General features: G+C 59.9%; 23 protein-coding genes. 12 read left to right on the top strand and 11 right to left on the bottom strand.

The window, feature by feature from the left end; genetic code table 11:
* Positions 1 to 20: 20 nt before the first annotated feature.
* Genes ODQ19_RS01800 through tldD form a run of 3 tightly spaced genes read left to right on the top strand, consistent with a single transcriptional unit; the run spans position 21 to position 6,192 of the window.
* Positions 21 to 3,836: a YhdP family protein gene (locus tag ODQ19_RS01800; protein WP_330209196.1), complete on the top strand. Its 3,816-nt coding sequence runs from the start codon at positions 21 to 23 to the stop codon at positions 3,834 to 3,836.
* A gap of 48 nt (positions 3,837 to 3,884) precedes the next feature.
* Positions 3,885 to 4,733: a carbon-nitrogen hydrolase family protein gene (locus ODQ19_RS01795; protein WP_330209195.1), complete on the top strand. Its 849-nt coding sequence runs from the start codon at positions 3,885 to 3,887 to the stop codon at positions 4,731 to 4,733.
* A gap of 16 nt (positions 4,734 to 4,749) precedes the next feature.
* Positions 4,750 to 6,192, top strand: coding sequence for a metalloprotease TldD (tldD, locus tag ODQ19_RS01790; protein WP_003188566.1), 1,443 nt, complete (start codon positions 4,750 to 4,752; stop codon positions 6,190 to 6,192).
* A gap of 45 nt (positions 6,193 to 6,237) precedes the next feature.
* Here the strand turns inward: tldD and yjgA are convergent, their stop codons facing one another.
* Positions 6,238 to 6,759 (bottom strand): ribosome biogenesis factor YjgA, encoded by a 522-nt coding sequence (yjgA, locus tag ODQ19_RS01785; RefSeq protein WP_116667150.1) that lies wholly within the window; start codon positions 6,757 to 6,759, stop codon positions 6,238 to 6,240.
* A 108-nt stretch (positions 6,760 to 6,867) separates the two neighbouring features.
* Between yjgA and pmbA the strand changes: the two genes are divergently transcribed.
* The 6 genes from pmbA to ODQ19_RS01755 all read left to right on the top strand — a co-directional run bounded on the left by pmbA (position 6,868) and on the right by ODQ19_RS01755 (position 12,121).
* Entirely contained in the window at positions 6,868 to 8,214 is a 1,347-nt protein-coding gene (gene pmbA, locus ODQ19_RS01780) for a metalloprotease PmbA (protein ID WP_044271627.1), read from the top strand.
* 147 nt (positions 8,215 to 8,361) lie between these two features.
* Positions 8,362 to 8,757 (top strand): hypothetical protein, encoded by a 396-nt coding sequence (locus ODQ19_RS01775; RefSeq protein WP_003188570.1) that lies wholly within the window; start codon positions 8,362 to 8,364, stop codon positions 8,755 to 8,757.
* A complete protein-coding gene (locus ODQ19_RS01770; RefSeq protein WP_330209194.1) occupies positions 8,750 to 10,126 on the top strand; it encodes a class II fumarate hydratase in 1,377 nt (458 codons plus the stop codon). Before ODQ19_RS01775 ends, ODQ19_RS01770 begins: the two co-directional genes overlap by 8 nt.
* A gap of 27 nt (positions 10,127 to 10,153) precedes the next feature.
* Positions 10,154 to 10,582: a hypothetical protein gene (locus ODQ19_RS01765; RefSeq protein WP_003188573.1), complete on the top strand. Its 429-nt coding sequence runs from the start codon at positions 10,154 to 10,156 to the stop codon at positions 10,580 to 10,582.
* Position 10,583: 1 nt separating this feature from the next.
* On the top strand, positions 10,584 to 11,195 hold the full coding sequence (locus ODQ19_RS01760) for a superoxide dismutase (RefSeq protein ID WP_116667153.1): 612 nt from the start codon (positions 10,584 to 10,586) through the stop codon (positions 11,193 to 11,195).
* Between the two features lie 32 nt (positions 11,196 to 11,227).
* Positions 11,228 to 12,121, top strand: a complete 894-nt coding sequence (locus ODQ19_RS01755) for a ZIP family metal transporter (protein ID WP_116667154.1) — start codon at positions 11,228 to 11,230, stop codon at positions 12,119 to 12,121.
* Between the two features lie 120 nt (positions 12,122 to 12,241).
* On the opposite strand, the gene ODQ19_RS01750 is transcribed toward ODQ19_RS01755, so the two are convergent.
* The 10 genes from ODQ19_RS01750 to ODQ19_RS01705 form a co-directional block, all read right to left on the bottom strand.
* A complete protein-coding gene (locus ODQ19_RS01750; RefSeq protein ID WP_032893555.1) occupies positions 12,242 to 12,514 on the bottom strand; it encodes an HPr family phosphocarrier protein in 273 nt (90 codons plus the stop codon).
* 16 nt (positions 12,515 to 12,530) lie between these two features.
* On the bottom strand, positions 12,531 to 13,388 hold the full coding sequence (rapZ, locus tag ODQ19_RS01745; protein WP_005784834.1) for an RNase adapter RapZ: 858 nt from the start codon (positions 13,386 to 13,388) through the stop codon (positions 12,531 to 12,533).
* A gap of 2 nt (positions 13,389 to 13,390) precedes the next feature.
* Positions 13,391 to 13,855 (bottom strand): PTS IIA-like nitrogen regulatory protein PtsN, encoded by a 465-nt coding sequence (gene ptsN / locus ODQ19_RS01740; protein WP_032877784.1) that lies wholly within the window; start codon positions 13,853 to 13,855, stop codon positions 13,391 to 13,393.
* A 9-nt stretch (positions 13,856 to 13,864) separates the two neighbouring features.
* Complete coding sequence (hpf, locus tag ODQ19_RS01735; protein ID WP_003171804.1) at positions 13,865 to 14,170, bottom strand: ribosome hibernation-promoting factor, HPF/YfiA family; 306 nt, start codon at positions 14,168 to 14,170, stop codon at positions 13,865 to 13,867.
* Positions 14,171 to 14,245: 75 nt separating this feature from the next.
* Positions 14,246 to 15,739, bottom strand: a complete 1,494-nt coding sequence (locus ODQ19_RS01730; protein WP_330209193.1) for an RNA polymerase factor sigma-54 — start codon at positions 15,737 to 15,739, stop codon at positions 14,246 to 14,248.
* Between the two features lie 184 nt (positions 15,740 to 15,923).
* Positions 15,924 to 16,649 (bottom strand): LPS export ABC transporter ATP-binding protein, encoded by a 726-nt coding sequence (gene lptB, locus ODQ19_RS01725; protein WP_003188582.1) that lies wholly within the window; start codon positions 16,647 to 16,649, stop codon positions 15,924 to 15,926.
* Positions 16,649 to 17,182 carry a lipopolysaccharide transport periplasmic protein LptA gene (gene lptA / locus ODQ19_RS01720; RefSeq protein ID WP_116667158.1) on the bottom strand — a complete coding sequence of 178 codons (534 nt, stop codon included), beginning with the start codon at positions 17,180 to 17,182 and terminating at the stop codon, positions 16,649 to 16,651. Before lptA ends, lptB begins: the two co-directional genes overlap by 1 nt.
* Positions 17,169 to 17,741, bottom strand: a complete 573-nt coding sequence (gene lptC / locus ODQ19_RS01715; RefSeq protein ID WP_330209192.1) for an LPS export ABC transporter periplasmic protein LptC — start codon at positions 17,739 to 17,741, stop codon at positions 17,169 to 17,171. Before lptC ends, lptA begins: the two co-directional genes overlap by 14 nt.
* Positions 17,742 to 17,749: 8 nt before the next feature.
* Complete coding sequence (locus ODQ19_RS01710; RefSeq protein WP_003188588.1) at positions 17,750 to 18,274, bottom strand: KdsC family phosphatase; 525 nt, start codon at positions 18,272 to 18,274, stop codon at positions 17,750 to 17,752.
* A complete protein-coding gene (locus tag ODQ19_RS01705; protein WP_032893550.1) occupies positions 18,275 to 19,249 on the bottom strand; it encodes a KpsF/GutQ family sugar-phosphate isomerase in 975 nt (324 codons plus the stop codon).
* Positions 19,250 to 19,560: 311 nt separating this feature from the next.
* Here ODQ19_RS01705 and ODQ19_RS01700 point away from each other — a divergent pair, with 311 nt between their 5' ends.
* The 3 genes from ODQ19_RS01700 to mlaD are packed head-to-tail and all read left to right on the top strand — an operon-like array spanning position 19,561 to position 21,634.
* Entirely contained in the window at positions 19,561 to 20,370 is an 810-nt protein-coding gene (locus ODQ19_RS01700) for an ATP-binding cassette domain-containing protein (RefSeq protein ID WP_003188590.1), read from the top strand.
* Complete coding sequence (gene mlaE, locus ODQ19_RS01695) at positions 20,370 to 21,167, top strand: lipid asymmetry maintenance ABC transporter permease subunit MlaE (protein ID WP_003188592.1); 798 nt, start codon at positions 20,370 to 20,372, stop codon at positions 21,165 to 21,167. Before ODQ19_RS01700 ends, mlaE begins: the two co-directional genes overlap by 1 nt.
* Positions 21,167 to 21,634 carry an outer membrane lipid asymmetry maintenance protein MlaD gene (gene mlaD, locus ODQ19_RS01690; RefSeq protein WP_003188593.1) on the top strand — a complete coding sequence of 156 codons (468 nt, stop codon included), beginning with the start codon at positions 21,167 to 21,169 and terminating at the stop codon, positions 21,632 to 21,634. Before mlaE ends, mlaD begins: the two co-directional genes overlap by 1 nt.
* The last annotated feature ends 1 nt before the right edge of the window (position 21,635 follow it).

The following is a 21,635-nucleotide window of genomic DNA, read 5'->3' as shown; positions in this document are numbered from 1 at the left end:
TTTTTTGAGGGTCGCCTGACATGGAGCGTCTGATACGCTTTTTTGCCGCTTTGACCCGTTGGGGCCTGGGCCTGTGTGCGTTGTTGCTGGTATTGGCGGCGGTGTACGTGAGCCTGGGGCGCGAACTCACTCCGCTGGTGGCCGAATACCGCGCCGAAGTCGAGGCCAAGGCCCAGGCTGCGCTGGATACGCCGTTGCATATCGGTAGTCTTGAAGGCCGTTGGAGCGGGTTTGCCCCGGTATTGCTGGCCCACGACGTCATGGTCGGCGAGGGCAGCAGTGCGTTGCGCCTGGACCAGGTGGAAGTGGTGCCGGATATGTGGGCCAGCCTGATGGCCCGCGAAGTGCGTATCGCCCATCTGCAAGTCAGTGGCTTACAGCTGAGCGTCAAGGAAGACCAGGACGGCCGCTGGACGCTGCAAGGCTTGCCGGTGCAGGACGACCAGCCGTTGGACCCACAACAGCTGTTGAAGCGTATGCAGATGGTCAAGCGCGTGTCGGTGCTGGACAGCCAGGTAACCTTGCAACCCTTCGATCAGGCACCCGTGACCGTGACTTATGTGGGCCTGAGCCTGCATACCGGCATGAGCCAGCAGCGTCTGGACGCTCGCCTGACATTGCCCGATGGCCAACCGTTGGCGGTTAGCCTGCGTAGCCGCATTCGCGCCAGCCAGTGGCAAGATGCTGAGGTCGATGCCTACCTGAGCCTGCCGCAAAGCGACTGGGCCAAGTGGATTCCCGCCAGGCTGACCCAGCAATGGAAGCTGACGCAACTGAAGGCCGGCGGTGAGTTTTGGCTCAGTTGGGCCAAAGGCACGGTGCAAAGCGCGGCGGTACGCCTCAATTCGCCCCAAGTGAAGGGCAGCTACGCCGACCGTAAGCCGGTGCACCTCGAAAACCTGGCCCTGACTGCCTATCTGCAGCGTAGTGACACTGGCCTCAAGGTGCTGTTTGATTCCCTGGCGATGAACATTGGCGAAACTCGCTGGGAGTCGCGCCTGCAATTGCAGCAAAGCCTGGCGACCGACAAAGAACAGGAAGTGTGGAAGTTGCAGGCCGATCGTCTCGACCTGACCCCCATTACCCCGCTGCTCAACGCTTTGGCGCCGCTGCCCGAAGGTTTCGCCAAGGCCGTCGAACACCTCAAAGCCACTGGCCTGTTACGCAACGTGCTGGTGGACTTCCGACCGCAAGACACCACCGACCGCAAACTCAGTTTTGCCGCCAACCTGGAGCGTGTCGGCTTCGATGCCTACTTTGGCGCGCCGGCCGCACGCAATGTGTCCGGCAGCATCAGTGGCGACCTGGGCCAGGGCGAGTTGCGCATGGACAGCAAGGACTTTTCCTTGCATCTGTATCCGATCTTCGCCAAACCTTGGCAGTACATCCAGGCCAATGCGCGCCTGACCTGGAAGCTGGACAAGCAAGGCTTCACCCTGATCGCCCCGTATATCAAGGTACTGGGCGAGGAAGGCAAGGTGGCGGCGGACTTCCTGATTCGCCTGCATTTCGACCATAGCCAGGAAGACTACATGGACCTGCGGGTTGGCATGGTCGATGGCGATGGCCGTTTCACCCCCAAGTACCTACCGGCCGTATTGAGCCCGGCGCTGGATGAATGGTTGCGCACGGCGATCCTCAAGGGTGCGGTGGATGAAGGCTTCTTCCAGTACCAAGGTTCGCTCAGCCACAATGCGCTGCCCGCGTCGCGCAATATCAGCCTGTTCTTCAAGGTGCATGATGCCGAACTGGCCTTCCAGCCGGGCTGGCCTCATGTGAGCAAGGTCAATGGGGAAGTGTTCGTCGAGGAAAGCGGCGTACGCATCCTGGCGAGCAAGGGCCAGTTGCTCGACACCCAGGTCAAGGATGTCTACGTCAATATCCCCCACGCACCCGCGGGCGGGGACAGTCATCTGCTGCTCACGGGCGGGTTCTCCGGCGGTTTGGGCGACGGCCTGAAGATACTTCAAGAAGCCCCTATCGGCACGGCGTCTACGTTCGCCGGCTGGAAAGGCGAGGGCGACCTGCAAGGTAGCCTGGACTTGGACGTACCGCTGGCCAAAGGCACTGAGCCCAAGATCGTGGTGGACTTCAAGACCGACAAGGCGCGCCTGCAATTGGCGGAACCGCCGCTGGACCTGACCCAGCTCAAGGGTGATTTTCGCTTCGACAGCGCCAAGGGCCTGAGCGGGCAGAAGATCTCGGCCCAGGCGTTCGACCGTCCCATCACGGCGCAGATTTTTGCCGAAGGCAAGCCGGGCAATATCAGCACTCGCGTGACCGCCAATGGCCAGGTCACCGTCAAGCGCCTCACGGACTGGTTGAAAATCAGCCAGCCGTTGCCGGTGTCCGGCGATATTCCTTACCAGTTGCAAGTGATCCTCGACGGTGCAGACAGCCAGTTGATGGTCAACTCCAGCCTCAAAGGTGTCGCGGTGGACCTGCCGGCGCCGTTTGGCATGCCCGCCAGCCAGGGGCGTGACAGCACTTTTCGTATGACCTTGCAGGGCGCTGAACGCCGTTACTGGTTTGATTACGGCGAGCTGGCGAATTTCACCTTTGCTGCGCCACCGGACAAGTTCAATGATGGCCGCGGCGAACTGTTCCTCGGCGATGGTGATGCCGTGCTGCCCGGTGCCAAGGGCCTGCGCATTCGTGGCGTGCTGTCGGAACTGGATATCGATCCCTGGAAGAAACTTGTGGATCGTTACGCGGGGAATGATCCAGGTGGCAATGCCAAGCAACTGCTCAGCGGTGCGGACTTCAAGGTGGGCAAACTGACCGGGTTTGGTACCCAGTTTGACCAGGTCAGCTTGCAGCTCGATCGCAAGCCAGCAGCCTGGGGCCTGCAACTCGATAGCCAGCAAGCCAAGGGTGCGGTGAACCTGCCGGACGCCAAAGGCGCGCCGATTGCGGTCAACCTCAAATATGTGAAATTGCCTGCGGCAGACCCGACTGCGCAGGCGGACGAAAACGCGCCGGACCCCTTGGCCGATATCGACCCCAAGAGCATTCCTGCGCTGGATATTGCCGTCGACCAGCTGTTCCAGGGCTCGGACCTGATCGGGGCCTGGTCGCTGAGGATCCGCCCCACCGCCAAGGGCCTGGCCTTCAATAACCTCGACCTGGGCCTCAAGGGCATGCTGCTCAAGGGCGCCGGGGGGTGGGAAGGTGCGCCAGGCGCCAGCAGCAGTTGGTACAAGGGCCGCCTCGATGGCCGCAACATTGCCGACGTGCTCAAGGGGTGGGGGTTTGCGCCTACGGTGACCAGCGAAGACTTTCATCTGGACGTGGATGGCCGCTGGCCGGGTTCGCCGGCCTGGGTCGGGCCCAAGCGCTTTTCCGGCAGCCTGGATGCCGCGTTCCGTAAAGGTCAGTTCGTCGAAGTGGAGGGCGGTGCCCAGGCATTGCGAGTGTTTGGCCTGCTTAACTTCAACTCCATTGGCCGGCGTTTGCGTTTGGACTTTTCCGACTTGTTCGGCAAGGGCTTGAGCTACGACCGGGTCAAAGGCTTGTTGGCCGCCAGTAATGGCGTGTTCGTGACCCGCGAGCCCATCACCATGACCGGGCCTTCCACCAATCTGGAGCTTAACGGCACCCTGGATCTGGTTGCCGATCGCGTCGACGCCAAATTGCTGGTCACCTTGCCTGTGACCAACAACCTGCCGATTGCGGCGCTGATTGTCGGTGCGCCGGCCATTGGTGGTGCGCTGTTTTTGATCGACAAGCTGATCGGTGACCGGGTTTCGCGCTTCGCCAGTGTGCAATACAAGGTACAAGGGCCCTGGAAGGATCCAAAAATCACCTTCGACAAGCCATTTGAAAAGCCAAACTGAGAGCCTGTGGAGTAGCATGGCCCCATGCCCTGTATGGAGTGTCGGCCCATGTCCTTTGCGGTAATTCAAATGGTCAGCCAGAGTGATGTGCTGGCCAATCTCGCCCAGGCCCGCCGCCTGCTGGAGCAGGCGGCGGCCGATGGCGCGAAACTCGCGGTGCTGCCAGAGAATTTCGCGGCCATGGGCCGCCGCGACCTGGCTGACATCGGCCGTGCCGAGGCGTTGGGCCAAGGGCCTGTGTTGCCCTGGTTGAAACAGGCCGCCCGCGACCTCACCTTATGGATAGTGGCCGGCACATTGCCGATGCCGCCCAAGGAGCAGCCCCACGCCAAGCCCAATGCTTGCTCGCTGCTGATCAACGATCAGGGTGAAATCGTCGCTCGCTACGACAAACTCCATCTGTTTGATGTGGACGTGGCGGATGCTCGCGGTCGTTATCGCGAATCTGACGACTATGCTTTCGGTAACCAGGTGGTGGTGGCAGATACGCCGGTGGGCCGTGTGGGGTTGACGGTGTGTTACGACCTGCGTTTCCCCGAGCTGTACAGCGAGTTACGTGCGGCGGGGGCTGAACTGATTACCGCGCCCTCGGCCTTTACGGCAGTGACCGGGGCTGCGCATTGGGATGTACTGATTCGCGCACGTGCCATCGAAACCCAGTGCTACCTGCTGGCAGCCGCCCAGGGCGGTATGCACCCAGGCCCACGGGAAACTTTTGGCCACGCGGCGATTGTGGACCCTTGGGGCCGAGTGCTGGCGCAACAGGATCAAGGCGAAGCGGTGTTACTGGCCGAACGCGATAGCAGTGAACAGGCGTCGATACGGGCGCGCATGCCGGTGGCCAATCACCGGCGCTTTTTCTCGCAGGGCGCGCAGCGGCCTGCTTCAGAACGATGAATTTAAGGCCAAACCTATGAGCGAGTTGTTGTCCTCAGTCAGTGATCATCTCCTGGCACCCGGTGGCGTGACCATCGAAAGCCTGCAAACCGTGCTGGGCGATCTGGCCGGGCCGGGTATCGATGCGGCTGACCTGTATTTCCAGGGGCAGATTTCCGAGTCCTGGGCGCTGGAAGATGGGATCGTCAAGGAAGGCAGTTTCAACCTTGACCAGGGCGTAGGCGTTCGCGCGCAATCGGGTGAGAAGACCGGCTTTGCCTACAGCAATGCGATCACCCTGGAGGCCTTGGGCCTGGCGGCGCGTGCCGCCCGTTCGATTTCCCGTGCCGGCCAGAATGGCACGGTGCAGGCGTTCAGTACCCAGGACGTGGCGCAGTTGTATGCGCCGGATAACCCCTTGGAAGTGATCAGCCGTGCGGAAAAGGTCGAGCTGCTCAAGCGAATCGACGCAGCCACCCGTGCCTTGGACCCGCGTATCCAGCAAGTGACCGTGAGCATGGCGGGCGTGTGGGAGCGCATCCTCGTGGCGTCCACCGACGGTGGGCTGGCGGCGGATGTACGGCCGCTGGTGCGTTTCAATGTGAGCGTGATCGTCGAACAGAACGGGCGCCGCGAGCGCGGTGGTCATGGCGGCGGCGGGCGCACCGACTACCGTTATTTCCTCGCTGACGACCGTGCCATGGGCTATGCCCGTGAGGCGCTGCGCCAGGCACTGGTCAACCTGGAAGCGATTCCGGCACCAGCCGGCACCTTGCCGGTGGTGCTGGGCTCGGGTTGGTCTGGCGTGTTGCTCCACGAAGCCGTGGGCCATGGCCTGGAAGGCGATTTCAACCGCAAGGGCAGTTCCGCCTACAGCGGGCGCATGGGCGAAATGGTTGCGTCCAAGCTGTGCACCATTGTCGATGACGGCACCCTGGCCGGCCGCCGTGGCTCGCTGAGTGTCGATGACGAAGGCACGCCAACCGAATGCACTACCCTGATCGAGAACGGCGTGCTCAAGGGCTACATGCAAGACAAGCTCAACGCCCGCCTGATGGGCGTGGCGCGCACCGGTAACGGCCGTCGTGAATCCTATGCGCATCTGCCAATGCCGCGCATGACCAACACTTACATGCTTGGTGGCCAAAGCGATCCGGCAGAAATCATTGCCTCGGTAAAACGCGGTATCTACTGCGCCAACCTCGGCGGCGGCCAGGTGGACATCACCAGCGGCAAGTTCGTGTTCTCCACCAGCGAGGCGTACCTGATCGAAGACGGCAAGATTACCGCGCCGGTCAAAGGGGCGACGTTGATTGGTAACGGGCCGGAAGCCATGAGCAAAGTGTCGATGGTCGGTAACGACCTGTCGCTGGACAGCGGCGTGGGCACGTGCGGCAAGGATGGGCAGTCTGTGCCGGTAGGTGTCGGCCAGCCAACCTTGAAAATTGATGCGATTACCGTGGGTGGCACGGGATCGTAGGAACCGGAGCTTCGGGTGGCGAAGACCGCCACCCGGGGAAGAGGATCAGCGCAGACCGCGTTGAGTCTCGTCCAGCTCACGGATGTACTTGAAGATTTTACGGCTGGTGGCCGGCGCCTTGTTATGCGCCATCTCGTGCTGGGCCTGACGGATCAGGGAGCGCAATTGCTGGCGGTCCGCGTCCGGGTAGTCCAGTACGAATTTCTCCAGCACCGCGTCATCGCCCGAGATCAGGCGGTCACGCCAACGTTCCAGGTTGTGGAAGCGTTCGTTGTACTGGCGAGTGGAGGCATCGGTTTGATCGAGCAAAGTCAGAATGGCGTCAATGTCTTGGTCGCGCATCAGTTTGCCGATAAACGAGATGTGCCGTTTACGCGCGATATTCGCGGTGTGCTTGGGCGCATCGGCCAGGGCCCGACGCATTTCGTCGGTCAGTGGCAGTTTGGCAACCAAATCCTTTTTGAGCGTTGTAAGGCGCTCGCCAAGGTCAACCAGAGCATGCAGCTCACGTTTGACCTGGGTTTTGCTTTTCTCCCCATCGAGGGAGTCGTCGTAAGAATCAACCATGGTGGCAGTCCGCAAAGAAACGCCGCCATGATAACCAGTCGGGGGCCGCTTGTCCGGCCCGGTCGCTCGATGGCCATTACCGAAAGCAGAATTTGAGTGGAGAAAACCATGAGTGCAGCCCAAAGCGTCGGTCCACAAGCGTTACCGGCACTGCAGGAACAAGTCGAGCAGATCCTTGCCGAGGCCAAGCGCCAGGGGGCCAGCGCCTGTGAAGTGGCGGTGTCGCTGGAGCAAGGGTTGTCGACTTCGGTGCGCCAGCGGGAAGTGGAAACGGTTGAATTCAATCGCGACCAAGGGTTTGGCATTACCTTGTATGCGGGCCAGCGCAAAGGCTCGGCCAGCACTTCCGCCAGTGGCCCTGAGGCGATTCGCGAGACCGTCGCCGCAGCACTGGCGATTGCCAAGCACACGTCCGAGGATGAAAGCTCGGGCCTGGCCGACAAGGCGCTGATGGCCAAGGATGTGCAGGATTTCGACCTGTTCCATGCCTGGGATATCACCCCTGAGCAAGCCATCGAGCTGGCGCTGACCTGCGAAGCGGCAGCCTTCGATGCCGATGCCCGCATAAAGAATGCTGACGGCACCACCTTGAGCACCCATCAGGGTTGCCGCGTCTACGGCAACAGCCATGGCTTTATCGGTGGTTATGCCTCCACGCGTCACAGCCTCAGTTGCGTGATGATTGCCGAAGCCAACGGGCAGATGCAGCGTGATTACTGGTACGACGTAAACCGCCAAGGCGATTTACTGGCCGACCCTGCAAGCATTGGCCTGCGTGCGGCGCAACGGGCTGCGAGCCGCCTGGGCGCGCGCCCGGTGCCGACCTGCGAAGTGCCTGTGCTGTTTTCCGCAGAACTGGCCGGTGGTTTATTCGGCAGCTTCCTGGGGGCGATCTCCGGTGGCAACCTGTATCGCAAATCTTCGTTCCTTGAGGGCGCCATCGGCCAGAAACTGTTTCCTGAGTGGTTGACCATCGACGAGCGCCCGCATCTGATGCGCGCGATGGGCAGTTCGTCGTTCGACGGCGATGGCCTGGCGACCTATGCCAAGCCGTTTGTCGAGAAGGGTGAGCTGGTGTCCTATGTGCTGGGCACTTATGCCGGTCGCAAGCTGGGCTTGCCAAGCACCGCTAACGCGGGCGGCGTGCATAACCTGTTCGTGACCCACGGTGATGAAGACCAGGCGGCGTTGTTGCGGCGGATGGGGCGTGGGTTGCTGGTGACTGAATTGATGGGCCATGGCCTGAACATGGTTACTGGTGATTACTCGCGTGGTGCGGCGGGCTTCTGGGTGGAGAATGGCGAGATTCAGTTCGCCGTCCAGGAAGTGACCATCGCCGGCAATATGCGCGATATGTTCAAGCAGATCGTTGCCGTGGGTAACGACCTTGAACTGCGCAGCAATATCCGCACGGGTTCGGTGCTTATCGAACGCATGACGGTCGCTGGCAGCTAATCCCTCCCGCACGTCCTGAAAGGCGCGCCATCGCAAAGATGGCGCGCCTTTTTTATTGCGCCTCTTTTGGCAGGATTAATGGGCTGCTCTTGTTTTGATTCTCAATATCATTTAATAATAAATATCATTACCGAATGAGTGTGGCTCATGAGTTCTGTCCTGCATGAGGATCCCTATCTGGAAAGCTGGCGTTGGATGAGCCGCCAGATTCGCTGTGGCCTGGATCCCAATGAACCCCGCCTGATTGAGCATTACCTGAACGAAGGTCGGTACCTGGCGTGTTGCACCGCAACCCATCCGTGGACGATCGCCGAAACCTCATTCCGCTTGTTGATCGACACCGCCGCTGATGTCGCCTTGCCCTGGCATTGGCGCTCCCTGTGCCTGGACCAGGCCTGGCGGCCACTGCGCGACCTGGAAAAACTCTCCCACTGTGCCTGCCGCCTCAAGCGCTGGCAGACCTTTGCCTGGCAATTGGCGAGCTGCGAATTACTGCCTTCGATTTCCGTTTCTGACTTGGTGCAAGGATCTAATGATGAGTAACACCCGTATCGAACGCGACAGCATGGGCGAACTGCATGTGCCGCAAGAAGCTTTGTATGGCGCACAAACACAGCGTGCGGTGAACAACTTTCCGATCAGTCATCAACCCATGCCGGCGCAATTCATCCGCGCCCTAATCCTGGCCAAGACCGCCGCCGCGAAGGTCAACGTCGACCTCAAGCAAATCAGCGAAGGGCAGGGCAAGGCCATTGTCGATGCCGCCCAAGGTTTGCTGGAAGGCGACTACATGCAGCACTTCCCGGTGGATATCTTCCAGACCGGCTCCGGCACCAGCTCCAACATGAACGCCAACGAAGTGATCGCGACGCTTGCCAGCCGTTTGCTGGGCGAGGCGGTTAACCCCAACGACCATGTGAATTGCAGCCAGAGCAGCAACGACATCATCCCCACCACCATCCACGTCAGTGCCGCGTTGGTGCTGCATGAGCAAACGCTGCCGGCCCTGCTGCATCTGGTGCAGGTCATCGAGCAAAAAGCCGAGGCGGTTCACCCGTTCATCAAGACCGGCCGCACGCATTTGATGGACGCCATGCCGGTGCGCATGAGCCAGGTGCTGAACGGCTGGGCGCAGCAGCTCAAGGCCAATATCGGCCACTTGCAGGACCTGCTGCCGGCGCTGCAAGCATTGGCTCAGGGCGGCACGGCGGTCGGTACCGGGATCAACGCACACCCCGAGTTTGCCGGGCGCTTCAGCCAGCAACTGAGCCTTTTGACCGGTGTGAAATTCACGCCCGGCAAGAACCTGTTTGCGCTGATTGGCTCCCAGGACACCGCCGTTGCAGTCTCTGGCCAGTTGAAAGCCACGGCGGTGTCGCTGATGAAGATCGCCAATGACCTGCGCTGGATGAACTCCGGCCCATTGGCTGGCCTGGGTGAAATCGAACTGGAAGCGCTGCAGCCGGGCTCGTCGATTATGCCGGGCAAGGTCAACCCGGTAATCCCGGAGGCGACAGCCATGGTGGCCGCCCAGGTCATCGGCAATGACACAGTGATCACGGTGGCCGGTCAATCGGGCAATTTCGAACTGAATGTGATGTTGCCGATCATTGCCCAAAACCTGCTCAGCAGCCTTGAGTTGCTGGCCAACTCCAGCCGGTTGCTGGCGGACAAGGCCATTGCCAGCTTCAAGGTCAACGAGCCCAAGCTCAAGGAAGCGCTGTCGCGCAATCCGATCCTGGTCACCGCACTTAACCCGATCATCGGCTACCAGAAAGCCGCTGAAATCGCCAAGAAGGCGTATCAGCAAGGCCGCCCGGTGATCGATGTCGCCCTCGAACACACCGACCTGCCTCGCAGCCAACTGGAAGTCCTGCTGGACCCGGAAAAGCTCACCGCCGGCGGCGTGTAATCAACGACCCTGCTTTGGAGGCGCACCATGGAGCACTGGAAACGCACGATCGAACGGGCCAATCGCTGCTTTATGGCAGGTGAGCTGGTTGACGCTCGCGAGGCCTATCTGCAAGCCCTGGCCCTGGCCCAAGTGTTGTTCGAACGCTGGGCGGATGCCGACGAAGCAGTGGCGGCCTGTGTCATTTCCCATCACAACCTGGCGGACCTGCACTTGCGCCTGAACCAGCCAGAGGAAAGCGCGGAATACCTCTGCGCTATCCATCAGCGCCTCTTACAGACCATGCAGGACCCACGCCTCAGCCCGTCATTGCGCGAGGCCGCGTTGCGCCAGAGCAGCAAGACCTACGTCGAACTGCTGAATTTCATCAGCGATCACGGCGAATACCCACGCACTCATCGGCTGCTGGGCAGTGCTGCGACGCCAACGTCCACGTCCCACTATGGAGCACATTGATATGACCTATACCTTGCCGGCCTTGCCTTACGCCTACGACGCCCTCGAGCCGCATATCGACGCGCAAACCATGGAAATTCACTACACCAAGCACCACCAGACCTACATCAATAACCTCAATGCCGCGGTCGAGGGCACTGAGTTCGCTGGCTGGCCGGTGGAGAAGTTGGTGTCCAGCGTCCAAACATTGCCGGAGAAACTGCGCGCTGCCGTGGTCAACCAAGGAGGTGGGCATGCGAACCACTCGTTGTTCTGGGCGGTCATGTCACCTACAGGGGGAGGCAAACCCGAGGGCGCGCTGGGCAAGGCCATCGACGAGCAACTTGGCGGCTTCGACAGCTTCAAGGACGCGTTTACCAAGGCGGCATTGACGCGTTTCGGCAGCGGCTGGGCCTGGCTGAGCGTTACCCCACAGAAAACGCTGGTGGTGGAAAGCAGCGGCAACCAGGACAGCCCGCTGATGAGCGGCAACACACCGGTCCTCGGCCTGGATGTTTGGGAGCACGCTTACTACCTGCAATATCAAAACCGACGACCCGAGTACATCAATGCCTTTTACAGCGTCATCAACTGGCCGGAAGTTGCCGCGCGCTATCAGGCGGCCTTGGCCTGACACTCACTCCATAACAAGATCTAAGGCCGACTATGGGCACTCAAACACTGGCGATCGGTAGCGTACGAATGTTTCGTTATGCGTTTGGCACGCTGCTGCTGTTGGCAGGTACTGCGTTATTGGTGGCCCATGGGCTGGCCTGGTTGAACCTGGAGCCGCGCATCCTGCGCGCTTTGCAGGGTGGAGCAATCTGCGCGCTCGGCACGGCGCTGGGCGCGGTGCCGGTGTTGGTGATTCGGCGCATGCCGATGGCGCTGAGCGACACCCTGCTGGGCTTTGGTGCCGGTGTGATGCTGGCGGCGACTGCGTTTTCCCTGGTCGTGCCGGGTATTGCCGCCGCCGAAAGCCTGGGACTTTCACCTTGGGGCGCCGGTGGCTTGATCAGCTTCGGCATCATGCTCGGGGCGTTCGGCCTGTACCTCGTAGATCGCAAGGTTTCTGGCGCCAGCCCGGAAATGCTGGTGGGTACACCGGACAAACCGGTTATCCCGCCGCGTATTTGGTTATTCGTGTTTGCCATCATCGCGCACAACATCCCGGAAGGCATGGCTGTGGGCGTTTCTGCGGGCGGAGGCATGGCGGATGCCGACAGTCTCGCCATGGGCATTGCCTTGCAGGATGTACCTGAAGGGCTGGTGATTGCGTTGGTATTGGCTGGGGCGGGAATGTCGCGGATCAAAGCCTTTTTGATTGGCGCTGCATCGGGCTTGGTTGAACCGGTATTTGCGGTGCTCTGCGCATGGCTGGTGAGCCTTGCCGAAGTGCTATTGCCGTTGGGTTTGGCGCTGGCCGCCGGGGCAATGTTGCTGGTAGTGACTCATGAAGTCATCCCCGAGTCGCGCCGCAATGGCCATGAGAAGCTCGCCAGCCTTGGGCTGTGCCTCGGGTTTTGCCTGATGATGGTGATGGATACAGCGTTGGGCTGAGGGTGGCTCCCTGTAGGAGCGAGCTTGCTCGCGAAGAACGCAAGAGCACCGCGTTTTAAATCAGGATGCCCGCGTTATCGTTGACGTTTTTTGCGAGCAGGCTCGCTCCTACGGTAGGGGTTATTCGCCTTCGTCGAAGTAGTTGTTGATCAACTCGACCAGTGCGGCCATTGCTTCGTCTTCTTGCTCGCCTTCGGTGCTCAGATGGATCTTGGTGCCCTTGCCGGCCGCCAACATCATCATCGCCATGATACTTTTGCCATCGACCATGGACTCTGGCGTACGCCCAGCACGAATCTGGCAGGGGAATTGCCCGGCCACGCCGACGAATTTAGCCGACGCCCGGGCGTGCAGGCCCAGCTTGTTGATGATTTCAATTTCCCGAGCCGGCATCGCAGTGGTGTTCCTTTCAGCTAAGGTCGCGGTGGCGAACCTGGACGTTCTTGAGGGTTTGTTGCAGCACCTGGCCCAGCCGTTCGGTTAAATAGACCGAGCGGTGGTGGCCGCCGGTGCAGCCAATGGCAATGGTGACATAGGCCCGATTGCTGGCGGCAAAACGCGGCAACCATTTAAGCAGGTAGCTGGAGATGTCCTGGAACATCTCTTCCACATCCGGCTGCGCGGCGAGGTAGTCGGCGACAGGCTGATCCAGCCCCGACTGATCGCGCAATTCCGGCTTCCAGTAAGGATTGGGCAGGCAGCGCACATCGAACACCAGGTCGGCATCGACCGGCATGCCACGCTTGAAGCCAAACGACTCAACCAGGAACGCCGTGCCCGGCTCGGGCTGATTCAGCAGGCGCAACTTGATCGCGTCACGCAACTGGTACAGGTTCAGGCTGGTGGTGTTGATCTTCAGGTCGGCCAGATCAATGATCGGCCCCAGCAGTTTGGTCTCGTCTTCAATGGCTTCGGCCAGTGAGCGGTTGGCACTGCTGAGCGGGTGGCGTCGACGGGTTTCGGAGAAACGCTTGAGCAGGGTTTCTTCGTCGGCATCCAGGTACAGCACATCGCAATGAATGTGCTTGGCGCGCACTTCCTCCAACAGTTCCGGGAACCGCGAGAGGTGGCTGGGCAGGTTGCGGGCGTCAATCGACACGGCAACCAAAGGCTGGGCCAATTCGGTATGGATGAGGGCGCGTTCTGCCAGCTCCGGCAGCAGGCCGGCGGGCAAGTTGTCGATGCAATAGAAACCGTTGTCCTCAAGCACATTGAGGGCGGTGCTTTTACCTGAGCCGGAACGGCCGCTGACGATGATCAAACGCATGATTACTGCCCGTTTTGTTCATCCAGGACGACCTGATACAGCGCCTCGTTGCTGCTGGCACTGCGCAACTTGTCACGTACTTCCTTGCGGTCGAGCATACTGGCTATCTGCCGGAGCAGTTCCAGGTGCGCATCGGTGGCGGCTTGCGGGACCAGCAGCACGAACAGCAGGTCAACCGGAGCGCCGTCGATGGCGTCGAAGTCGATGGGTTTTTCCAGGTGCAGCAAGGCGCTGACCGGGGTCTGGCAGCCTTCGAGGCGGCAGTGAGGAATAGCGATGCCGTTGCCAAAACCGGTGGAGCCGAGTTTTTCACGGGCAATCAGAGCCTCGAAAACATCTTGCATCTCCAGCTCAGGCACTTGGCTGCTGATCAGGTTGGCAATTTGTTCCAGGGCGCGCTTTTTACTGCCGCCCGGCACGTTCACGAGGGAACGGCCGGGGGTCAGGATGGTTTGAAGTTGGATCATGGGGGAGGGTTAACGACCTGTACCTTGCATCAGGTGCAGATTCTTTTCCTTATGCTTTATGAGTTGGCGGTCGAGCTTGTCGTAGAGCGAGTCGATCGCCGCGTACATGTCTTCATGTTCCGCATTGGCGACGAGTTTGGCATTCGGTACGTGCAGGGTGGCCTCGATTTTCTGCTTGAGCTTATCGACCTCCATGATGACCTGCACGTTAGTGATCTTGTCAAAATGCCCCGCAAGTTTGTTCAGCTTGCTCTCGGTGTATTCACGCAGGGGCTTGGTGACTTCCAGCTGGTGTCCACTGATGTTGACTTGCATACAGCTTCTCCTTCGTTGCCAGTGCATAAAGCGGTGGGCAGGAATACCCACCACTGGAACGCTGTGGCCCGCCCGTCACATCAAACGCTTACGCTCGCTGGAAGGCGCGATCCCTAGGGACTCGCGGTACTTGGCGACGGTTCGACGGGCGACCTGAATGCCTTGTGCCTCCAGTAAACCAGCGATCTTGCTGTCACTCAACGGCTTTTTCTGATTTTCCGCAGCAACCAGTTTTTTGATGATCGCGCGGATCGCCGTGGACGAGCATTCGCCGCCTTCGGAGGTGCTGACGTGGCTGGAGAAAAAGTATTTCAGCTCATAAATACCCCGTGGGGTATGCATGAATTTCTGCGTGGTGACCCGGGAAATCGTCGATTCGTGCATGCCGACGGCTTCGGCGATGTCGTGCAGCACCAGAGGCTTCATGGCCTCGTCGCCGTATTCCAGGAAACCGCGTTGGTGTTCGACGATTTGCGTCGCGACTTTCATCAGGGTTTCGTTGCGGCTTTGCAGGCTCTTGATGAACCACCGGGCTTCCTGCAACTGGTTGCGCATGAAGGTATTGTCGGCGCTGGTGTCTGCGCGGCGCACAAAACCTGCGTATTGCGGGTTGACCCGCAGGCGCGGTACCGACTCCTGGTTCAGCTCTACCAGCCAGCGTTCGTTGTCCTTGCGCACGATGACGTCAGGCACTACGTATTCGGCTTCGCTGGATTCGATCTGCGAGCCTGGGCGCGGGTTGAGGCTCTGCACCAGTTCGATGACCTGGCGCAAATCATCTTCCTTGAGCTTCATGCGGCGCATCAGTTGGCTGTAGTCGCGACTGCCCAGCAGGTCGATGTAGTCGCTGACCAGGCGTTGCGCTTCGGTGAGCCATGGCGTCTTGGCCGGCAATTGGCGCAGTTGCAGCAGCAGGCACTCGCTGAGTGTGCGGGCGCCAATGCCGGCGGGCTCGAATTGCTGGATGCGGTGCAGGACGACTTCGATTTCGTCCAGTTCGATATCCAGTTCCGGATCGAAGGCCTCGAGGATCTCGTCGAGGGTTTCGTCCAGATAGCCCTGGTTGTTGATGCAGTCGATCAGGGTGACCGCGATCAGGCGATCGGTATCGGACATCGGCGCCAGGTTCAGTTGCCACAACAAGTGGCTCTGCAGGCTCTCGCCCGCCGACGTGCGGGTAGTGAAGTCCCACTCGTCATCATCGTTGCTCGGCAGGCTGCTGGCGCTGGTTTGGTAGACGTCTTCCCACGCGGTGTCCACGGGAAGCTCGTTGGGAATGCGTTCGTTCCAGTCGCCTTCCTCCAGGTTGTCCACCGTCGGGGCGGTTTCCTGATAGGAGGGTTCCTGCACGTCGGGATTGGGTTTTTGCTCGATGTTGTCGGCCAGCGGATCTGCGTTGTCGAAGTCGTCGCCTTCTTCCTGGCGTTCGAGCATCGGATTGGACTCCAGAGCCTCCTGGATTTCCTGTTGCAGGTCCAGGGTCGACAATTGGAGCAGGCGGATGGCCTGTTGCAGCTGCGGTGTCATCGTCAGCTGCTGGCCCATTCTCAGGACTAGCGATGGTTTCATGGCAGGGGCTTAACACCTTATTCGCCGGCGCAATGCGCCATCCACGACAGGGCGCGTGAGCGCCAAACATAAGCAAATTATATGCCTGATCTCGGGGCCTTTGCCTAGAGCGCGGTAACAATAAAAAAACCGAGGTTTCTATTGACTCCCGCGCGCTCCAGGGAAAAGCGCGATACCCCTGTGTTTACAGGCGGAACTCGTGACCCAGGTACACTTCCTTCACCAGCTCGTTAGCCAGGATAGTCTCGGCATCGCCTTCGGCAATCAGCTGGCCATCGTTGACGATATAAGCGGTCTCGCAGATATCGAGGGTTTCGCGCACGTTGTGGTCGGTGATCAGCACGCCAATGCCCTTGGCCTTGAGGTGATGGATGATCTGCTTGATGTCGCCCACCGAAATCGGGTCGACACCGGCAAAGGGTTCATCCAGCAGGATGAATTTCGGCGCGGTCGCCAGGGCGCGAGCGATTTCCACGCGGCGCCGCTCACCACCGGACAGGCTCATGCCGAGGTTGTCGCGAATATGGTTGATGTGGAATTCCTGCAGCAGGCTTTCCAGCTCCTGGCGGCGGCCATCGCGATCGAGTTCCTTGCGGGTCTCGAGGATCGCCATGATGTTGTCGGCTACCGACAGTTTGCGGAAGATCGACGCTTCCTGGGGAAGATAGCCGATACCTGCCCGCGCACGACCGTGCATGGGTTGATGGCTGACATCCAGGTCGTCGATCAATACACGACCCTGGTCTGCCTGGACCAGCCCGACGATCATATAGAAGCAAGTGGTTTTGCCGGCACCGTTTGGGCCGAGCAAACCGACGATCTGGCCGCTGTCGATCGACAGGCTGACGTCGCGTACCACCTGGCGGCTTTTATAGGCCTTGGCCAGATGCTGGGCTTTCAGGGTTGCCATTACTCGGCCTTCTTCTTCGGCTGGATAACCATGTCGATGCGCGGGCGTGGCGAGGTGACCTTATTGCCATTGGCGCGACCGGCATTAGCGATCTGTTTCACGGTGTCGTAGGTGATTTTCTCACCTTCCGTGGAGTTGCCATCGGGGCTGAGCACCTTGGCCTGATCGATCAGGACAATGCGGTTCTGCAGGGCGTGATACTGGATGGTCTTGCCGTAGCCCTTCATCTTGCCGGTATCGGTCGCCGACTGCTGCTGTTCGAAGTAAGCCAGGTTGCCCACCGACGTCACCACGTCAATGTCGCCTGCGGGGGTACGCGTCAGGGTCACCGTGTTGCCGGTGATCTTCATCGAGCCCTGGGTGATGATTACGCCACCGGTGTAGGTAGCAACACCTTTCTTGTCATCGAGCTGTGCATCGTCAGCCGAAATATGGATCGGTTGCTGGCTATCGTTCGGCAGAGCCCAGGCGCTCACGCTTCCCAGTGCTGCGCCCAGACCGAGCAAAATAGGGAGGGTTTTAACGAGCCTCATACTGTCCTCTTACGTTCGATAGCAGGTGTATCCTGCTTTCTTTCAAATACGCTTTCATTCCCTTGCCAGTCGATACACCGCCAGCGCCGTCGATTCTAACGTCTTGCTCGGTCTGCGCATATTGCTTCTGTGGGAATACGGTCATACGACTGCTGGTAATGATGGTGTCACGGTTCTGTGCGTCTGTACGTGCGACGCGAACCGAGTCGATCAGTTCAACTTCGGTGCCGTCGTGGTTGACCTCGCCACGCTTGCTGGTGACGTGCCAGGGAAATTCAGTGCCGCGATACAGGTTCAGGTCCGGATTGGTCAGCAGGCTGACCTCGGAAGCCTTCAAGTGCTCGACTTTGTCCGATGTCATCTCATACTGCACCTTACCGTCGGGCAGGTACTGAATGCTGTAGGCATTGGTGGCGTAATAGTCGATAAGGCCTTCGTCAACCTGCGCAACAGGCTTGTCGAGAAAGCGCTCCGGGCTGATATTCCAGTAGCCCACCGCCAGTAACAGCGCGGCGATGACCCCGAATAACAGGAAGTTGCGAATCTTTTTGCTCAGCATATAACGCTCTATAGGTAGGCGGCGTGGGCCGCTTCAAGACTGCCCTGGGCACGCAGGATCAACTCGCAGAACTCGCGGGCGGCACCTTCGCCGCCACGGGCGGTGGTGATGCCATGGGCGTGTTCGCGCACAAACGCCGCGGCATTCGCGACGGCCATGCCCAGGCCCACTCGGCGGATTACCGGCAGGTCTGGCAGGTCGTCGCCCAGATAGGCGACCTGTTCATAGCTTAGGTTGAGTTGGCCAAGAAGCTCGTCCAGCACCACCAGTTTATCCTCGCGGCCCTGATACAGGTGAGGAATACCGAGGTTTTGTGCGCGGCGTTCCACAACCGGTGTTTTTCGACCGCTGATAATTGCGGTTTGCACGCCCGCCGCCATCAGCATCTTGATGCCTTGGCCGTCAAGGGTGTTGAAAGTCTTGAATTCGCTGCCGTCTTCGAGGAAGTACAGGCGGCCATCCGTCAGCACGCCGTCAACGTCGAAAATCGCCAGTTTGATGTTTTTACCGCGTTGCATCAGGTCGCTGGTCATTTACATCACTCCTGCGCGCAGCAAGTCGCCAAGGTTAAGGGCCCCGATCGGCCGATCATCGTGGTCGACCACGATCAGTGCGCCTATCCGGTGGTCTTCCATGATTTTCAACGCTTCAGCCGCGAGCATTTCGGCGCGGGCGGTCTTGCCGTGAGGGGTCATTACGGCGTCGATGGTGGCGGTATGGATATCAATGGTGCGGTCCAGGGTTCGGCGCAGGTCACCGTCGGTGAATATCCCGGCCAGCCGGCCATCGGTTTCGACGATGGCGGTCATGCCCAAGCCCTTGCGGGTCATTTCCATCAGCGCATCCCGAAGCAGGGTGCCGCGTGGAACGCTCGGCAGTTCGGCGCCGCTGTGCATGACGTTTTCCACTTTCAGCAGCAGGCGACGGCCCAGCGCACCACCGGGATGGGAAAATGCGAAGTCTTCAGCGGTAAACCCGCGAGCCTCCAGCAGCGCCACCGCCAGTGCATCGCCCATTACCAGTGCGGCGGTGGTGGAGGAGGTGGGCGCCAGGTTCAGCGGGCAGGCCTCGTGGGCCACGTGCACGTTCAGGTTGACGTCGGCGGCCTTGGCCAGCGTTGACTCAGGGTTGCCCGTGAGGCTGATCATCTGGATGCCCAGGCGCTTGATCAGCGGCAACAGGGTCACGATTTCGTTGGTGGTGCCGGAGTTGGACAGCGCCAAAATCACGTCATCCTTGGTGATCATGCCCATATCGCCGTGGCTGGCTTCGGCCGGGTGCACGAAAAACGCAGTGGTGCCGGTGCTCGCCAAGGTCGCCGCGATCTTGTTGCCAATGTGGCCGGACTTGCCCATGCCGACCACCACAACGCGGCCCTTGCTGGCCAGAATCATCTCGCAGGCGCGCACGAAATCCGCGTCGATATGGGCCAGCAAGCCTTCTACGGCTTCAAGCTCAAGGCGTATGGTGCGTTGTGCGGATTGAATAAGGTCGCTGGATTGGCTCATGTCTGAAATCGTATAGCCTGACGAAAAGTCGGCGATTATAGCGGTAATGATCGATTCCCTCACGCAAGTTCGTCAGGCTTTGTGCGCGGGATAACTGAAAAACACCGTCGGCAACACAGCAAGCAACCTTTTTTCCCTGTCTCAAATCTGAACCAGCGCTGTTCCGGCCTTGGGCGCTCTGTACCAGCGGTGATATAGTTCGCCGCCAGTTCGGTCCGGCCAACCCATGTGCCTTACTATTGCGCATCTGTTGAAAACCAAAGTCGCACACATGGTGTCTGAGTGAAAGGCTGCATCCCCAAGGAGATTAGATGAGTGCCGATAACGCCTACGCGGTCGAGCTGAAGGGTCTTACCTTCAAGCGCGGGACGCGCAGCATCTTCAATAACGTCGATATTCGCATTCCTCGCGGCAAGGTCACGGGCATCATGGGGCCTTCCGGTTGCGGCAAGACCACCCTGTTGCGCCTGATGGGCATGCAATTGCGCCCCAGTGCCGGGGAAGTGTGGGTCAACGGCCAGAACCTGCCGACGCTGTCGCGCAGCGATCTGTTCGATGCGCGCAAGCATATGGGCGTGCTATTCCAGAGCGGCGCGCTGTTTACCGACCTCGATGTGTTCGAAAACGTGGCCTTCCCGCTGCGGGTGCACACCCAGCTCTCCGATGAAATGATTCGTGACATCGTGTTGCTGAAGCTGCAGGCCGTGGGCCTTCGCGGCGCCATTGACCTGATGCCGGACGAGTTGTCCGGCGGCATGAAGCGCCGGGTCGCCCTGGCGCGGGCCATTGCCCTCGACCCACAGATCCTCATGTATGACGAGCCATTCGTGGGGCAGGACCCGATCGCCATGGGCGTGTTGGTGCGCCTGATCCGCCTGCTCAACGACGCATTGGGGATCACCAGCATCGTGGTGTCCCACGACCTGGCCGAAACCGCGAGCATTGCCGACTACCTATATGTAGTGGGTGATGGTCAGGTGCTGGGGCAGGGTACGCCTGAAGAGTTGATGAACGCCGATAACCCGCGCATTCGCCAATTCATGACCGGCAACCCCGATGGCCCGGTGCCTTTTCACTTTCCGGCAGCGGACTACCGCTCAGATCTTCTGGGGAAGCGCTGATGCGCAAGACATCTTTAATCGAGAAGGTTCGCCTTTTCGGTCGCTCGGGCATCGACATCGTCGAAGTGCTGGGGCGTTCGACCATTTTCCTGTTCCACGCCTTGCTGGGGCGCGGCGGCATCGGCGGCGGCTTTGGCCTGCTGGTCAAGCAGCTGCACTCGGTGGGGGTGATGTCCCTGGTGATCATTGTGGTCTCCGGCGTGTTCATCGGCATGGTGCTGGCCCTGCAGGGTTTCAATATCCTGTCCAGCTACGGCTCGGAGCAGGCGGTAGGGCAGATGGTGGCCCTGACCCTGTTGCGTGAGCTTGGCCCGGTGGTCACCGCCTTGTTGTTCGCAGGGCGTGCGGGCTCGGCGCTGACCGCTGAAATCGGCAATATGAAGTCCACCGAGCAGCTGTCCAGCCTGGAAATGATCGGCGTGGACCCGCTCAAGTACATTGTTGCCCCGCGCCTGTGGGCCGGCTTCATTTCCCTGCCACTGCTGGCGATGATCTTCAGCGTGGTAGGTATCTGGGGTGGTTCGTGGGTGGCGGTTGACTGGCTGGGGGTCTACGACGGCTCCTACTGGGCCAACATGCAAAACAGCGTGACCTTCACCGGTGACGTGCTCAACGGCATCATAAAGAGCATTGTCTTTGCCTTTGTGGTGACCTGGATTGCCGTATTCCAAGGCTATGACTGTGAGCCCACTTCAGAGGGGATCAGCCGTGCCACCACCAAGACCGTTGTGTACGCCTCGCTGGCGGTACTGGGCCTTGACTTCATTTTGACCGCCTTGATGTTTGGAGATTTCTGATGCAAAACCGCACTGTGGAAATCGGTGTCGGCCTTTTCTTGCTGGCTGGCATCCTGGCTTTACTGTTGTTGGCCCTGCGAGTCAGCGGCCTGTCGGCCAGCCCTACCGCCGATACTTATAAACTTTACGCGTACTTCGACAATATCGCCGGTTTGACGGTCAGATCCAAAGTGACCATGGCCGGTGTCACCATCGGCAAAGTCACGGCAATCGATCTGGATCGCGACAGCTTCACCGGTCGGGTGACGATGCAACTGGACAAGAAGGTAGATAATCTGCCAACTGACTCCACGGCATCTATCCTCACTGCGGGTTTGCTGGGCGAGAAGTACATCGGTGTCAGCGTAGGCGGGGAAACAGCCCTGCTCAAGGATGGTTCGACCATCCACGACACGCAGTCGTCGCTGGTGCTTGAAGACCTGATCGGGAAATTTTTGCTCAATACGGTCAATAAAGACGCCAAATGAG

The organism is Pseudomonas sp. AM4(2022) (assembly GCF_036346515.1).
GTDB lineage: Bacteria > Pseudomonadota > Gammaproteobacteria > Pseudomonadales > Pseudomonadaceae > Aquipseudomonas > Aquipseudomonas paracarnis.
Note: the sequence above shows the minus strand (reverse complement) of the source record. Positions and strands in the feature narration are given on the sequence as shown.

Excerpts from the sequence above, each read along its gene's own strand:
- ODQ19_RS01800 (WP_330209196.1), top strand. The coding sequence starts at position 21 with ATGGAGCGTCTGATACGCTTTTTTGCCGCTTTGACCCGTTGGGGCCTG.
- ODQ19_RS01795 (WP_330209195.1), top strand. The coding sequence starts at position 3,885 with ATGTCCTTTGCGGTAATTCAAATGGTCAGCCAGAGTGATGTGCTGGCC.
- tldD (WP_003188566.1), top strand. The coding sequence starts at position 4,750 with ATGAGCGAGTTGTTGTCCTCAGTCAGTGATCATCTCCTGGCACCCGGT.
- yjgA (WP_116667150.1), bottom strand. The coding sequence starts at position 6,759 with ATGGTTGATTCTTACGACGACTCCCTCGATGGGGAGAAAAGCAAAACC.
- pmbA (WP_044271627.1), top strand. The coding sequence starts at position 6,868 with ATGAGTGCAGCCCAAAGCGTCGGTCCACAAGCGTTACCGGCACTGCAG.
- ODQ19_RS01775 (WP_003188570.1), top strand. The coding sequence starts at position 8,362 with ATGAGTTCTGTCCTGCATGAGGATCCCTATCTGGAAAGCTGGCGTTGG.
- ODQ19_RS01770 (WP_330209194.1), top strand. The coding sequence starts at position 8,750 with ATGAGTAACACCCGTATCGAACGCGACAGCATGGGCGAACTGCATGTG.
- ODQ19_RS01765 (WP_003188573.1), top strand. The coding sequence starts at position 10,154 with ATGGAGCACTGGAAACGCACGATCGAACGGGCCAATCGCTGCTTTATG.
- ODQ19_RS01760 (WP_116667153.1), top strand. The coding sequence starts at position 10,584 with ATGACCTATACCTTGCCGGCCTTGCCTTACGCCTACGACGCCCTCGAG.
- ODQ19_RS01755 (WP_116667154.1), top strand. The coding sequence starts at position 11,228 with ATGGGCACTCAAACACTGGCGATCGGTAGCGTACGAATGTTTCGTTAT.
- ODQ19_RS01750 (WP_032893555.1), bottom strand. The coding sequence starts at position 12,514 with ATGCCGGCTCGGGAAATTGAAATCATCAACAAGCTGGGCCTGCACGCC.
- rapZ (WP_005784834.1), bottom strand. The coding sequence starts at position 13,388 with ATGCGTTTGATCATCGTCAGCGGCCGTTCCGGCTCAGGTAAAAGCACC.
- ptsN (WP_032877784.1), bottom strand. The coding sequence starts at position 13,855 with ATGATCCAACTTCAAACCATCCTGACCCCCGGCCGTTCCCTCGTGAAC.
- hpf (WP_003171804.1), bottom strand. The coding sequence starts at position 14,170 with ATGCAAGTCAACATCAGTGGACACCAGCTGGAAGTCACCAAGCCCCTG.
- ODQ19_RS01730 (WP_330209193.1), bottom strand. The coding sequence starts at position 15,739 with ATGAAACCATCGCTAGTCCTGAGAATGGGCCAGCAGCTGACGATGACA.
- lptB (WP_003188582.1), bottom strand. The coding sequence starts at position 16,649 with ATGGCAACCCTGAAAGCCCAGCATCTGGCCAAGGCCTATAAAAGCCGC.
- lptA (WP_116667158.1), bottom strand. The coding sequence starts at position 17,182 with ATGAGGCTCGTTAAAACCCTCCCTATTTTGCTCGGTCTGGGCGCAGCA.
- lptC (WP_330209192.1), bottom strand. The coding sequence starts at position 17,741 with ATGCTGAGCAAAAAGATTCGCAACTTCCTGTTATTCGGGGTCATCGCC.
- ODQ19_RS01710 (WP_003188588.1), bottom strand. The coding sequence starts at position 18,274 with ATGACCAGCGACCTGATGCAACGCGGTAAAAACATCAAACTGGCGATT.
- ODQ19_RS01705 (WP_032893550.1), bottom strand. The coding sequence starts at position 19,249 with ATGAGCCAATCCAGCGACCTTATTCAATCCGCACAACGCACCATACGC.
- ODQ19_RS01700 (WP_003188590.1), top strand. The coding sequence starts at position 19,561 with ATGAGTGCCGATAACGCCTACGCGGTCGAGCTGAAGGGTCTTACCTTC.
- mlaE (WP_003188592.1), top strand. The coding sequence starts at position 20,370 with ATGCGCAAGACATCTTTAATCGAGAAGGTTCGCCTTTTCGGTCGCTCG.
- mlaD (WP_003188593.1), top strand. The coding sequence starts at position 21,167 with ATGCAAAACCGCACTGTGGAAATCGGTGTCGGCCTTTTCTTGCTGGCT.